The sequence below is a fragment of the Arthrobacter sp. TmtSoilC48 genome, from assembly GCF_059739425.1.
The window spans coordinates 3,631,006-3,644,296 of record NZ_AP046049.1 but is presented as its reverse complement, the minus strand read 5'-3'; the positions used below and the strand labels follow the sequence as shown (position 1 = coordinate 3,644,296).

The following is a 13,291-nucleotide window of genomic DNA, read 5'->3' as shown; positions in this document are numbered from 1 at the left end:
TCAGCCACGGCTCTCTTGCGCTTCGGCTGTTCAACCCACTGCCGCTGACAATTCCGAGCGAATGCGGGCTTCCTCCCCGCTTCCCGTCGTAGGCAAACGCAGGAGACGAATCCCATGCGCATGGCAGATGGCATCTTTGAGTTCATCCCGGACGTGTTGAGCGGAATTGTCTTCGTGGAATGCGAAACCGTCAACTTCAATGGCCAGGACCGGCAGGTTGGTGATGCGGTTATAGACCACGAAGTCCAGGCTCGCCCGGTTCTGGACAAAAGATGCCTGTTGGGATGTGAGCATCGCAGGATCGCGAAGCAAATTCTTCAGCAAGACCTGTGGGGCCACAGCCAAGTCGGAGAAGTCCTCTTCCTCGAGGACCTCCGACAAGAGAGTCCAGATAATGTTCTCCGAAGCGAATGTGGAGCCGTTTCGGAGTCGGCCGGCCAAGGGTCGTAGCAACGCTGAATACTCTCGGTACAGGAGGTCGAAGACGGACAGGACGCTGCTGTCGAAAACACCATCCTCCGGATTTCGGTAGCGAATAAACTGCACGAGGTCTCGAAGGTGCCGGCTTTTTGGCAGCATCTCATTGTTCGTTACAAGTACGAACCGCTTCACTGCCCGGGAGACGGCGACATTGACGAGGTGCGGGTCATCGACGAAGCTGACGCCTTGGTGTCCGCTGCTTGTCTCGTCCAGGACTGTGCTCATGATGATCACGTCCTTCTGCCGCCCTTGGAACTTGTGGACTGTGTCGGCGTGGATGCTACTGAGCAGGGCTTTAGCTACTTTGTCCACTTGCCGTCGATACGGGGTCACCACGCCAATCTGGTCATTGCTGATACCTGAGCAGTATCGCCCGAGGACCTCCTTGGCAATGACGTCCGCCTCACGCTGGTTGGTCCGACCCCCGCTGCTGTGCTGGCGCATGTGGTTACCCTCCACCGTCCGGACTACCACCAACGGCTGACCGCCCGGCCCGCTGGAGGTGTAGGGGACCAGCCTCCCGCCGTAGAACTTCCTGTTGCAAAAGTCGATGATCGCCGGATCGCAGCGGTAATGCTCCCGAAGCATAGTGCGGGGAAGGTCATCGCCGAACTGCTCGATGATTGAGGACAGAATGTTGTGCTTCCTGTAGTCCACGCTGGTGGACGGGGCTCGCGTGGAGTTCCTTGAAGCCTTCTCATCGGCGATGTGCTGAAGTTGCTGAAGGTCCCCGACCACGATGACGTTCCGGGCGCGGGAGAGTGCCAGTCCAGCGGCGAGTAGATCGACCTGGGAGGCCTCGTCAATGATCAGATAATCGAGGAGCTGGCCGGTGGGAACATTTCGTCGCAGGGAGTGGCACGTGCTCAGAATTACCGGATAGTCAGCGGTGAAGCCTGCAAAGTTTGACTTGTAGGTGGCCTCTGAATGGATCCGCTTGCGGGTTCGGCTGTAGCGGCGGTGGAGAGATGCTTCCAGGGTCTGTCTGGAAGCCCGCCGGTGGTCTTCCTCAAGACGCCCGTAGTCCTTGTTTGCCAGCAGCCGCTCCGCTTGATCGATACGCTGTTCAAGCTCCCGTATCTTGCTGTCGTAATAGGCTCGCTGAAGCCGCACCACGACATCGGTGTCGTGGGGATCGATTCGTCCGAGTGGTCCATATCGGAGGCGAAGTCCAAGACGCTGGAAAAGTTTACGGAGTGGCCCAGATCCGACGGGCGTGATTGCGGTCTCGGCCAGGAATTCCAGGATCCGACCGGATGGGCCACGCAGTAGCGGGACGCCTTCCAGGGCGGGCACCTCACGGGGGTCTGCCTGCAGCAGGAAATGACGCCTCTCGAGTTGGTACGCGTCCAGCTCCTGCTTCAATATGGCCAGCTGTCTTGCGGTCCCTTGCAGGGTCTGCAATTGACTGTCGAGTTCGGCCACATACTCTGACGGCGGCGCCTCGCCGCATGGCCTGCCGACCAATTGATCGACCCTGGCGTTCCTGGATTCCTGCTTGGCGAAGAATTCGGTAATTTTCTCGTTCCGGCCGAGGTCCGCCACGAGGTATCCGTAGCCTTCCTCGGCGAGTTTGTCCCGGACATTTTCCACGGCGGCGTTGTTGAAGGAGACGATTCCAACCGTCTGCCCCGGAACTGTCACGATGTTGGCCACAAGGTTCAGTATCGTTTGGGTCTTTCCCGTACCGGGTGGGCCGTCGATCACCGATATTCGATGGCCGAGTCCTCTCAGGAGAGCCTCTCGTTGGCTGATGTTTGACGAGAAAGGCAGTATCGGGTGCTGTTGAACCAATTCCGGGGAAACCAGGGGCTGGCGCTGGAGCAGCACATCCAGCGCGCTTCCTTTGGGGACGCTCCTGAAGTTCTCGTACTGCCCGCGCAGCGGATCGTCTGCGCTCAGCTTCGATGCAACATCCCGCCAATAATCAAGCACGACCTGGGCTTGTATTTCTTCCTCGGATGGCCGGGAGATTGCTATCTCACTGTCACCACAAGCTTGAAAGCAGGGCCCTGGGCCGTCCATATGAAAAACGCGCCACCATGGCCCCTGAGGGGAATCGAAACGGAGGACCTCTGTGACGGCTTTGAGAACCTTGCCACGCACGATGACGGTGTCGTGGGGGCTGAGGAATATGGGTGTGGGATTTCGAAGAATAATGACGTTGTCCGCCGAGTATCTGTATGTCTTCCCGGAACTGAAGGTTACATACGTGAACGCGCCCGCGGCGCGGTACTCCACCAGTTCCGCGGTCTTGTCATCAAAGCCGTTCCGGCTACGATTGCGGACCAAAATGGCTTCGCTCCGTGGATTGATCATCTGCACTTCCCCCAAACTCGTGTGCGGCGTTGCACTAGCGACGTTACAGAAGTGTCCCGTGCGATCAGATGATTTGGAATCGGGTGAGGTGACTCCAGCGTTGCGGTAAACCGTGGAGCTGCGGTATGTTACTCATCAGTAACTTACTACTCGCCGGTAACTTCCGGGGCCGTGACGTGGTGGCAGGTGACCACCACCCTTGAAGGAGCGCACATGTCCAACGCTGCATTTGATGCCAACAACCTCCCCTATGCTGATGGTGACTTTTACGCCTTTGAGCAATTGCTGACGGGCAAGGAGCAGGATCGTCTGGCCGAGGTCCGCCAGTTCCTGGCCCGCGAGGTCAAGCCCATCGCCGTGGACTGCTGGAACCGCGCCGAATTCCCCATGGACCTCATTCCCAAGCTCGCCGAACTCGATCTGGTCAGCCCGGTGCGCCGGCAGGGGTACTCCAATCTGTTTGCAGGCATCCTCCACGCCGAAGTGACCCGTGCCGATGCGTCGATCGCGACGTTCATGGGAGTGCATGATGGGCTATTCACGGGCTCTATCGAGGCCCTGGCTTCCCAGGAGCAGAAGGATGCCTGGCTTCCGGACATTTACTCCCTGAAGAAGATCGGCGCTTTCGGCCTGACTGAGCCTCTGGGTGGTTCAGATGTGGCCGGCGGTACCCGGACCACGGCGCGGCGCGAGGGGGACCACTGGATCCTCGACGGGGCCAAGCGATGGATCGGCAACGCCACGTTCTCCGATTGGGTAGTCATCTACGCCAAGGATGTGGAAGACAACCAGGTCAAGGCATTCCTCGTGGACACCTCGCTCCCCGGATACTCGGCACGCAAGATCGAGAACAAGATCTCCCTGCGTACTGTTCAGAACGCGGACATCGTCCTGGACAACGTGGTGGTTCCGGACTTCTTCAAGCTGGCCAACGCCAACAGCTTCCGCGATACCAACAAGGTGCTCAAGGTCACCCGCCTTGCCGTCGCCTGGCAAGCCGTGGGGCTTCAGCTCGCTACCTTCGATGTGGCCCGAGCGTACGCAGTGGAGCGCCAGCAATTTGGCAGGCCCTTGGCGGCCTTCCAGCTGGTGCAGAACCAGTTGGTTCAGATCCTGGGCAACGCGGTGGCGTCAATGGGCATGATGGTGCGTTTGGCCCAGCTTGAGGATGCGGGGGTTGCAAAGGACGAGCAGTCAGCATTGGCGAAGGCGTTCACTACCGCACGCATGCGCGAAAGTGTTGCCCTTGGCCGCGGCATCCTGGGCGGCAACGGCATCGTCACGGATTACGAAATGGCCAAGATATTCTCCGACGCCGAGGCCATCTACTCCTACGAAGGCACCCACGAGATCAACACCCTGGTGACCGGACGCGCCATCACCGGCGTTTCCGCGATCGTCTAGGTGGTCCTTTGGCGGTGAGGACCTAGTTCAAGGGCAGCAGGATGGAAGGCCGCAGGTCTTCCACGAATCCCAAAGGGTTCACGTAGTCCTCGCCGCGGCGGACGCCCCAATGAAGGCAGGGGGTTCCGCTGCAGTGCCCCAGCGCCAGGGAGCCAATGGACTGGCCCTTGCGAACGTGATCTCCAGGCTTCAGGTCACTCGTCATGGGTTCAAAGCTGCTCCGGAGTCCGTCGCCATGATCGATCGTGAGGACCGGACGGTCAACCACGACGCCGGCAAAGGTCACCACGCCGTCGGCAGGCGAGGCGACCAAAGCGCCGTCGAGCGCTGGCCCCAGGTCTACGCCGCGGTGCCCGCTGAGCCACGGCTTCTCTGGCGGATCGAACGACCGAACGACTCCGGGTTTGGGGGAGAGGGGCCAGCTCCACCGCTCGCCTGTGGGTGTGGATGCGCCGGGGCCTCCAACCACAGTCGCGGCGAGGATGAGCAGGGAAATGGAAAGCTTCAAAATGGCCATGTAGCAAGGCTTTCCGGTCGCGCCCTGCCGTGCCATCCCTGGACTGTCCTATGTGGACAATGTCCACGACAACATCCGGGTTCGGGAGGTCAAACGAGTGGTGCCGCTGTAGTACACTTGGTGGAGCAGTTTGCTGTGCCCTCAAGCTAATTCAGGAACATGTCTCATTCAGATATGTGAGGGTCCAGAGCTGACTACGCGTATCCAGCCCTCCACCAGCGAAGCCGCTTGGCTTTAGGCTGCGGAGGATTGTGCCTCTTGCGGTCCGGTTGAGCCTTTGCGGCTCCATTCCGGATGAGAAGCGCAATGGATGCCAGGAGCCGCGCCCGTCCGGGCAAAGGCTAAACAACCGTCAACTATTGGCAGGGTAAGAGCAGCCCCATGGGCTCTCTCATGAATGACCTGCCGGAAGGAGCGTCGGCATGCCCGTCGTAACTATGCGCCAGCTGCTTGACAGCGGCGTCCACTTTGGACACCAGACCCGTCGTTGGAACCCGAAGATGAAGCGCTTCATCTTCACGGAGCGCAACGGCATCTACATCATCGACCTCCAGCAGTCGCTGTCCTACATCGACCGCGCCTACGAGTTCGTCAAGGCTACTGTCGCCCACGGCGGCACCGTCCTGTTCGTCGGCACCAAGAAGCAGGCTCAGGAAGCAATTGCCGAGCAGGCTACCCGCGTTGGCCAGCCGTACGTCAACCAGCGTTGGTTGGGCGGTATGCTCACCAACTTCCAGACCGTCGCCAAGCGTATCCAGCGCATGAAGGAACTCGAAGAGATCAACTTCGAGGACGTCGCCGGCTCCGGTTACACCAAGAAGGAGCTCCTGCTCCTCAAGCGCGAACTCACCAAGCTTGAGTCCAACCTCGGTGGTATCCGCAACCTGACCAAGGCCCCGTCTGTTCTGTGGGTTGTTGACACCAAGAAGGAACACCTTGCTGTCGACGAAGCCAAGAAGCTGAACATCCCGGTTGTTGCCATCCTGGACACCAACTGCGATCCCGACGAAGTTGACTTCCCGATCCCGGGCAACGACGACGCCATCCGCTCCGTCAACCTGCTCACCCGCGTTGTTGCCGACGCCGTTGCTGAGGGCCTCATCGCCCGCAACCAGCGCGCCACCGGCACCACCGAGGCTCCGGAAGAGCCGCTGGCCGAGTGGGAGCGCGAGCTCCTCGAAGGCAGCAAGACTGAAGAAGCTCCGGCCGCCGAGGCTGCCGAGGCTCCTGAAGCTGCAGCCGGCGAAGCCGAAGCAGCCAAGTAAATCTGGACCTTCCCTGAGGCCGGAAACGGCATCGGGGGCATCTGACAGGATGGCGGCCCACATGGTGGGCTGCCGTCCTGTCAGTCCGTAAACACACAACTTTCTAGACAGAGGGGTTCACATGGCGAACTACACTGCTGCTGACATCAAGGCCCTGCGCGAGCGCACCGGCGCCGGCATGATGGACGTCAAGAAGGCTCTTGACGAGGCCAACGGTGACGCCGAGAAGGCCATCGAGATCATCCGCATCAAGGGCCTCAAGGGTGCTACCAAGCGCGAAGGCCGCTCCACCGCAGAGGGCCTGGTTGCTGCCAAGGTTACCGACGGCGTGGGCGTAATGATCGAGGTCAACTGCGAGACCGACTTCGTCGCCAAGGCTGACAAGTTCATCCAGCTGGCTGACAAGGTCCTCAACGTTGCAGTCGAGTCCGGCGCTGCCGACCTCGAAACCCTGCTCGCCACCGAGGTCGACGGCAAGCCGCTGTCCGAGATCGTCATCGAAGAGGGCGCTGTCCTCGGCGAAAAGGTTGTTGTCCGCCGTATTTCCCGCGTTGAGGGCACCACGGTTGACGCTTACCTGCACAAGACCTCCAAGGACCTTCCTGCACAGGTCGGCGTCCTGTTCGCTGTTGACGGCGAAGGCGAAGCCGCTGCCACCGCAGCACACGACATCGCCGTCCACGTGGCAGCCATGGCTCCGAACTACCTGACCCGCGAAGACGTCCCGGCCGAACTGGTCGAGTCCGAGCGCCGCATTGCTGAAGAGACCGCCAAGGCTGAAGGCAAGCCGGAAGCTGCACTCGCCAAGATCGTCGAAGGCCGCGTGACGGGCTTCTACAAGGGTGAGGTCCTGGTTGACCAGGCATTCGCCAAGGATTCCAAGAAGACCGTTGCACAGGTCCTCGAAGAAGCCGGCGTCAAGGCAACCGCAGTATCCCGTTTCCGCGTCGGAAACTAGTAATTCATGAAAAGGGGTGGTCACTTCGGTGGCCGCCCCTTTTTCATGCACCCGTCCGGGTAGTATCTGCGCGGACCCACAGCACGATAATCTAGCCAGAGTCCACCAACGGGAAGGCACCATGGAAACCGTCAATACTGCAATCCAGCCCGAGAAGACCCGCCGCCGTGTACTTCTGAAACTTTCCGGCGAGGTCATCGGCGGAGGCAAGCTCGGCGTCGATCCTGAAACCGTCCGCGCTATTGCCAAGCAGATCGCTGCTGCCGTCGCTGACGTTGAAGTAGCCATTGTGGTTGGCGGTGGAAACTTTTTCCGCGGAGCCGAACTATCCCAGAGCGGCATGGACCGGTCCCGTGCGGACTACATGGGCATGCTTGGCACGGTCATGAACTGCCTCGCGCTGCAGGACTTCCTGGAGCAAGCAGGCGTGGAAACCCGTGTCCAAAGCGCCATCACCATGGGCCAGGTGGCAGAGGCGTACATTCCGCGCAGGGCCATCCGCCACATGGAAAAGGGCCGCGTGGTCATCTTCGGTGCAGGAGCCGGCCTGCCGTACTTCTCCACGGACACGGTAGCTGCCCAGCGCGCCCTCGAAGTCCACGCCGACGTCGTACTGATGGCCAAGAGCGGTGTGGATGGCGTCTACACCGCAGATCCCAAGAAGGATTCATCCGCCGAAAAGCTTGATGTCCTCAGCTATGACGACGCCCTGCGCCGGGACATCCGTGTCATGGACCAGACAGCCATGACCATGTGCAAAGACAACAACCTGTCCATGGTGGTCTTTGGCATGGAGGGCGAGGGCAACGTTACCCGCGCCATCCTGGGTGAAACGCTGGGAACGCTGGTTACTCCCTAGCAGCGGCTAGGATATTTCTAGGACCGTCCGCCCCTCGTGGCGGATCTTTACTGTGCATTCCTGTAACGTGCATTGCCGCCCGCAGTTGGGCAGCGACTATTTTCTGAGGAGAAACCCGTGATCGAAGAGACCTTGCTCGAAGCCGGCGAGAAGATGGACAAGGCGGTTGAGGTAGCCAAGGAAGATTTCGCCTCGATCCGTACGGGCCGGGCAAACCCAGGGCTCTACAACAAGGTGATCGTGGAGTACTACGGCACTCCCACTCCGCTGCAGCAGCTCGCATCCTTCGCAGTTCCGGACGCACGGACCATCCTCATCACGCCGTACGACAAGACGGCCCTGCGTGACATCGAGAAGGCCTTGAGCGATTCCGAAGTTGGCGCCAACCCCTCCAACGACGGCAACATCATCCGTGTCACCATCCCGGAGCTCACCAAGGAGCGCCGCAAGGAGTACGTCAAGATCGTCAAGGGCAAGGGTGAAGACGCCAAGGTCTCCATCCGCAGCATTCGCCGCAAGGCCAAGGACGCAATTGACAAGTTCGTCAAGGATGGCGACGCCGGCGAGGACGAAGGTTCGCGCGGCGAGAAGGAACTCGACGCCATCACCAAGCAGCACGTCGACAGCATCGATGAACTGCTCAAGCGCAAGGAAGCCGAGCTGCTCGAGGTCTAATGAACCAGGCAGAGCCGGCACCCGCTGGGAGGGTCCCGACACGCGATACGAGCAAACGCGTCAGGCGTTTGCGAGGTAACCCGACGCCGAAGGCAGGCCGCAATCTTCCGGCCGCCATCGGCGTCGGGCTTGCCATGCTTTTCGCCGTTCTTGGGGGATTGCTTTTCCTTCCCCTTGGCTTCGTCCTGCTCACCACATCGTTTGCGGTGCTGGGTGTTTGGGAAGTCTTCAGGGCCCTTGAGGCCCAGGGAACCAGGATGCCGATCATCCCTGTGATGATCGGAACGCTGGTGATGCCGGTTTCCGCCTACTTCGGCGGTTTGGAAGGCTTGCTGTTCACCATGACCGCAACCTGCGTCGCGGTTCTGCTGTGGCGCTCCATCGAGAGTGCTGCAGGTGCTCCCCGCAGCGTTTTCGCGGGTGTCTTCACTCTCGCCTGGATACCGTTCCTGATCAGCTTCGCGGCGCTCCCACTGCATGCAAGCGGTGGCGCGACTCCAGTCGGCCTATGGCCGGACGGGATTCCAGAGGGAGCCTGGCAGATTGCCACCATGCTGCTTCTGGTCGTTTCGAACGACACGTTCGGTTACATCGTTGGCGCTTCCTTCGGGAAGCACCCCATGGCACCGAAAATCAGTCCCAAAAAGTCGTGGGAAGGATTTGCGGGTTCTGTCGCGGGCGCCATGATCATTGGCGTTCTCGCGTGTGTCCTCATTTTGGACAAACCGTGGTGGGTTGGCCTGGTGCTGGCTACCGGCATGGTTGCTGCTTCGACGGCGGGAGACCTCGCCGAGTCCATGGTCAAGCGCGAACTGGGCGTGAAGGACATGAGCAGCATCCTCCCTGGCCACGGCGGCGTCATGGACCGTTTGGACTCGATCGTCTTCGCGGCTCCTGTAGCCTATGTTCTGTTCGCGCTGCTGAGCGGCGTCTGACAACCCCGATGAAGGAAAATTAGTGGCTTTGGATATTCGTCGCCAGATTCCCGCAACGTTCGATCGCGTTGAGCGCAGCAAGTACGGCTACAACGCCAAGCAAGTGGATGCGTTCCTTAGCCGCGCCAGGACTTCTTTCGAGAACCCTGTGGGTGCCGCCGATCAAGTGTCCAGCGCGGACGTGCGCGATGTAGCTTTTGACCCGGTCAAGGGTGGTTATGACGCCAACAGCGTCGATGCTGCCTTGGACCGGCTTGAGGACGCCTTCGCACGCCGGGAACGCGACGACCTCATCAGCCAGCAGGGCGAGGAAGCCTGGCTGCGCCAGATCGGTAAACTTTCCGGCATCCTTCGCGGACGGCTGCACCGGCCCGACGGCGAACGGTTCCGCCGCCCGGCCAAGAAGAAAGTCCGCAGCTACAACGTCCAGGATGTGGACGCACTCTGCGCCGAACTTATCGGTTACCTGGAACACGATCAGCCCCTCAGCGTGGACACCGTTCGCCGTGCAGTCTTCCGTGCGGCCAAGGGTGACGAAGGCTATGAGGAAGCCCAGGTGGATGCATTCCTTGACCGTGTGGTTGAACTGATGGCGGCCATCGACTAAGAAGTCCGCAAAACTACCGTGGCGTTGGAGAGATGGGTGGGTTGTTCTTCCACGCTTCGAGGTAGCGGCGCCTTCCACGGGCCAGCGCTGTAACGAAGAATGCCAGTGCTGCCACTACGGCGACGCTCACCGCTACAACGGCCGGCAGTCCTGCAACCAACAGCGCCGAGCCCACCAACAAGGCGATCAGGGCTGCGTTTACGGTCGCCATGAACACCATGCTGCTACCGGCAACCTGACTGAAGTCCTTCCTGCCGCCGAAGAAGTAGTACGTACGTTTCGAACCTTCCTCGTCATCGTGGGATCCAGCCATAAGGTACCTGGCAATGCCGGGGTCCAGATCCACATATGCGGCGCGCAACCGGTTCATGGCGATGACGTACATCAGATCCTCCATCCCGACGCTCATGACGCGTATGTGGGTGAGGAGCCCCACCATAAGGTCAATGGTGAGGATGGTCAGCGCGAATGCCCTGAAGGCGTCGGAGAATTGCGTAGCCTGACCAACCAGTGCCACACTCAGCAGGCTGGCCGAGGTGAAGGTCAGGAACATGCTGATACGCGTGAGGACCTCACCTTGCGTGGTGCTCCTTGAAGCAAGAAGGCTCCAGTGTTCGGTGGCCAGCAACTGGGCCCGGATGCTAAGGGAAGCCGGGCTGGCGGCATCCGGTTCTTCGGACATGGCGTCATTGTCCACCTTGCCCAATGCATGGACAACAGGTGCTGGCCGTTACCGTTCGGTAGCCACTGGCCGTTCTGGAACGTGCAGGCGGGACATCACGCGGTTCACGGAAGCCGGCACGCGGTTCTTTGTCCAGACCGAGACCGCCAGCGTCACTGCGAACGCGGCCGGGACCGTCCATGCAGCCGGTTGGGCCAGCCAGGCAGGAGCGTTGCCCTGACCCATTACAGTGCCGATCACCATGGCCCCGCCGCACAGCAGCGCGCCGGTCACCATCCCTGCAATTGCCCCGGCATCAGTCAGCCCGCGCCACCAGATTCCCAGCAGCAATACGGGACAAATGGTGGACGCAGTAAAGGCAAAGACGAGTCCAACACTCCCCGCCAGGGCCAGGGTGTCAGTCATGAAGGCAAAACCCAAAGGCACGACGGCGGCAAGCAGCGCTGCGAGGCGGAATCCCCGGACGCTTCCTCCGAAGAGGTCCTGGCTGATGACGCCCGAGAGCGAAACCACCAGCCCTGACGTGGTGGAGAGGAACGCGGCGAAGGCGCCGGCGACCACGAGCGCTGAGAGGAGTTCACCTGCTGTTCCTCCCACGAGCTTGCCGGGCAACAGCAGGACCAACGCATCGGCTTGGCCGGACTGTGCAAGTTCCGGGGCGAAGATTCTGCCCACCGCACCGGAAAGCGTGGGGAAGAGGTAAAACACGGAGAGAAGCCCCAGCACGATCAGTGTGGTGCGGCGTGCAGACTGTCCATCGGGATTTGTGTAGAAGCGCACCAGGACGTGCGGCAGGCCCAGTGTCCCGAAAAGCAATGCCACCATGAGCGAAATGTTCTGATAGGCGCTGGCCGCTGGCTGGGCAGTGGGATTGACCGGGAGCTGGGCTTGCTGCGGGGTGCCGTTTCCAGCCAGGACCAGGAGCACGAAGATCACAGGAACAGCCAACGCAGTCAGCTTGAGCCAGTACTGGAAAGCCTGAACGAACGTAATGGAACGCATCCCACCAGCCACCACCGTCAGGCACACCACCAGCACCACCGCCGTCGAACCTACCCACGATGGCAGTCCCGTGGTGATGCGGATGGTGAGCGCAGCGCCATGAAGCTGGGGCACGATGTACAGCCAGCCGACGGCCACTACCACGAGGCTTGTGACGCGTCGAACCATCCTGGAATCCAGCCGCGCCTCGGTGAAGTCGGGGATGGTGTACGCGCCGGAGCGTCGCAGGGGAGCGGCAACGAAAAGCAACAGCATGAGGTAGCCCGCGGTGTAACCAACAGGGAACCACAAGGCATCAGTACCGGACAGCAGGATCAGTCCCGCGACTCCCAGGAAACTCGCAGCCGAGAGGTATTCGCCGCCAATCGCTGAGGCGTTCCACCACGGCGGGACTGTCCGCGAGGCAACATAGAAGTCACCCGTGGTGCGTGAGATGCGCAGTCCGTAGAAGCCGATGACCGCCGTCGTGATCGAAACTGCCAGGAAGGCGACCAAGCCAACAGCAGGGTTCACTTGTCCTCCACAAGGTCCTTATAGCGCGCTTCATTCCGGGCGGCCGCACGGTTGTAAAGCCAGGCGCTGAGGCCGATCACGGGATAGATCCCCACCCCCAGTAACAGCCAGTCGAGCGGAATGCCCAGGATCCTGGTCTCAGCAACCCCTGGTCCGAAGACCAGGAACACCGCGAACGAAGCAAGGATCAGCAGGAAGCCGCAGGCCACCACCAGGGCAAGCCGCAACTGCGAGCGGATAAGGGAGCGGACGAAAACACGTCCCACGTCCGAATCCTCGGCGACTTCGCCACCATAGGGGAAGCGCAGGGGAGCCGGTTTCGCTGATTGGCGTGGTGCTGTGACCCGAACGCGCGTCATCCTTGTGGCCGGATGCGCGTGGATTGCAGCTTGTCCCGCACCGATGGCAGGTGGCGCCGGCTGATGGGCAGTTCCGCACCGGCAACTCTTACGCTGGGGGAAGTGGCAGAGAGCTTCAGATGACCCACATGGTTGAGCGCAATCAGGTAGCTGCGGTGGATCCTGATGAAACCAGCTTCCGCCCACTTCTGTTCCAGATCGCTGAGGGGGACACGGATCAGGTAGCTGGCTTCGGCCGTGTGCAGCCTGGCGTAGTCGCCCTGTGCCTGCACATAGCTGACATCATCGCGACGGATCATGCGGGTGGTGCTGCCCAGGTCCACCGTGATCATTTCGGGAGCAGGAGCCCCGTCCTTGATCAGCTCGCTGATCCGGTCAACGGAACGTGCCAGCCTTTCGGCACGCAGCGGCTTGAGGAGATAGTCAATGGCAGCGAGGTCGAACGCCTCCAACGCGCAGTCTTCGTCAGCAGTGACAAAGACGACGGCGGGCGGGCTGCTGCTGCGCGCAATGGCGCGGGCGATGTCCAAACCGGAAAGGGCCGGCATATGGATGTCGAGGAACACCGCGTCAACGGATTCCCGTTCCAACGTCCGCAAAGCCTCGGCCCCGGACGACGCCCGGTGGATGGTGCCGATGCGCGCATCCTGCCCCAGCAGGAAAGCGAGCTCCTCCACGGCAGGCAGTTCGTCGTCAGCGACGAGCACGTTGATCAT

The 13,291-nt window shown here is 60.9% G+C and carries 13 protein-coding genes; 7 read left to right on the top strand and 6 right to left on the bottom strand.

The window, feature by feature from the left end; translation table 11 throughout:
* Positions 1-30: 30 nt before the first annotated feature.
* Positions 31-2,799 carry an AAA domain-containing protein gene (locus AC6I97_RS16905; protein ID WP_497945493.1) on the bottom strand — a complete coding sequence of 923 codons (2,769 nt, stop codon included), beginning with the start codon at positions 2,797-2,799 and terminating at the stop codon, positions 31-33.
* Between the two features lie 213 nt (positions 2,800-3,012).
* Here AC6I97_RS16905 and AC6I97_RS16900 point away from each other — a divergent pair, with 213 nt between their 5' ends.
* Positions 3,013-4,203, top strand: a complete 1,191-nt coding sequence (locus AC6I97_RS16900) for an acyl-CoA dehydrogenase family protein (protein WP_497945492.1) — start codon at positions 3,013-3,015, stop codon at positions 4,201-4,203.
* Positions 4,204-4,225: 22 nt separating this feature from the next.
* On the opposite strand, the gene AC6I97_RS16895 is transcribed toward AC6I97_RS16900, so the two are convergent.
* Positions 4,226-4,720 (bottom strand): M23 family metallopeptidase, encoded by a 495-nt coding sequence (locus AC6I97_RS16895; RefSeq protein ID WP_497945491.1) that lies wholly within the window; start codon positions 4,718-4,720, stop codon positions 4,226-4,228.
* Between the two features lie 422 nt (positions 4,721-5,142).
* Between AC6I97_RS16895 and rpsB the strand changes: the two genes are divergently transcribed.
* The 6 genes from rpsB (at position 5,143) to AC6I97_RS16865 (ending at position 10,019) form a co-directional block, all read left to right on the top strand.
* Positions 5,143-5,985 (top strand): 30S ribosomal protein S2, encoded by an 843-nt coding sequence (rpsB, locus tag AC6I97_RS16890; protein WP_309927806.1) that lies wholly within the window; start codon positions 5,143-5,145, stop codon positions 5,983-5,985.
* A gap of 121 nt (positions 5,986-6,106) precedes the next feature.
* The gene (tsf, locus tag AC6I97_RS16885) at positions 6,107-6,943 is read left to right on the top strand and encodes a translation elongation factor Ts (RefSeq protein ID WP_224092177.1); all 837 of its coding nucleotides are present in this window, start codon (positions 6,107-6,109) and stop codon (positions 6,941-6,943) included.
* A gap of 121 nt (positions 6,944-7,064) precedes the next feature.
* On the top strand, positions 7,065-7,802 hold the full coding sequence (pyrH, locus tag AC6I97_RS16880) for a UMP kinase (RefSeq protein ID WP_224092194.1): 738 nt from the start codon (positions 7,065-7,067) through the stop codon (positions 7,800-7,802).
* Between the two features lie 117 nt (positions 7,803-7,919).
* On the top strand, positions 7,920-8,477 hold the full coding sequence (gene frr / locus AC6I97_RS16875) for a ribosome recycling factor (protein WP_216925335.1): 558 nt from the start codon (positions 7,920-7,922) through the stop codon (positions 8,475-8,477).
* Positions 8,477-9,412 (top strand): phosphatidate cytidylyltransferase, encoded by a 936-nt coding sequence (locus tag AC6I97_RS16870; RefSeq protein ID WP_497945490.1) that lies wholly within the window; start codon positions 8,477-8,479, stop codon positions 9,410-9,412. The genes frr and AC6I97_RS16870 overlap by 1 nt, the downstream gene beginning before the upstream one ends.
* Positions 9,413-9,434: 22 nt before the next feature.
* Positions 9,435-10,019, top strand: coding sequence for a DivIVA domain-containing protein (locus AC6I97_RS16865; protein ID WP_497945489.1), 585 nt, complete (start codon positions 9,435-9,437; stop codon positions 10,017-10,019).
* A 13-nt stretch (positions 10,020-10,032) separates the two neighbouring features.
* On the opposite strand, the gene AC6I97_RS16860 is transcribed toward AC6I97_RS16865, so the two are convergent.
* Genes AC6I97_RS16860 through AC6I97_RS16845 form a run of 4 tightly spaced genes read right to left on the bottom strand, consistent with a single transcriptional unit; the run spans position 10,033 to position 13,291 of the window.
* Positions 10,033-10,701 carry a hypothetical protein gene (locus AC6I97_RS16860; protein ID WP_497945488.1) on the bottom strand — a complete coding sequence of 223 codons (669 nt, stop codon included), beginning with the start codon at positions 10,699-10,701 and terminating at the stop codon, positions 10,033-10,035.
* 48 nt (positions 10,702-10,749) lie between these two features.
* Entirely contained in the window at positions 10,750-12,216 is a 1,467-nt protein-coding gene (locus AC6I97_RS16855; protein ID WP_497945487.1) for a sodium/solute symporter, read from the bottom strand.
* On the bottom strand, positions 12,213-12,575 hold the full coding sequence (locus AC6I97_RS16850; RefSeq protein WP_224092202.1) for a DUF485 domain-containing protein: 363 nt from the start codon (positions 12,573-12,575) through the stop codon (positions 12,213-12,215). The genes AC6I97_RS16855 and AC6I97_RS16850 overlap by 4 nt, the downstream gene beginning before the upstream one ends.
* Positions 12,572-13,291: a LytR/AlgR family response regulator transcription factor gene (locus AC6I97_RS16845; protein WP_224166951.1), complete on the bottom strand. Its 720-nt coding sequence runs from the start codon at positions 13,289-13,291 to the stop codon at positions 12,572-12,574. Before AC6I97_RS16845 ends, AC6I97_RS16850 begins: the two co-directional genes overlap by 4 nt.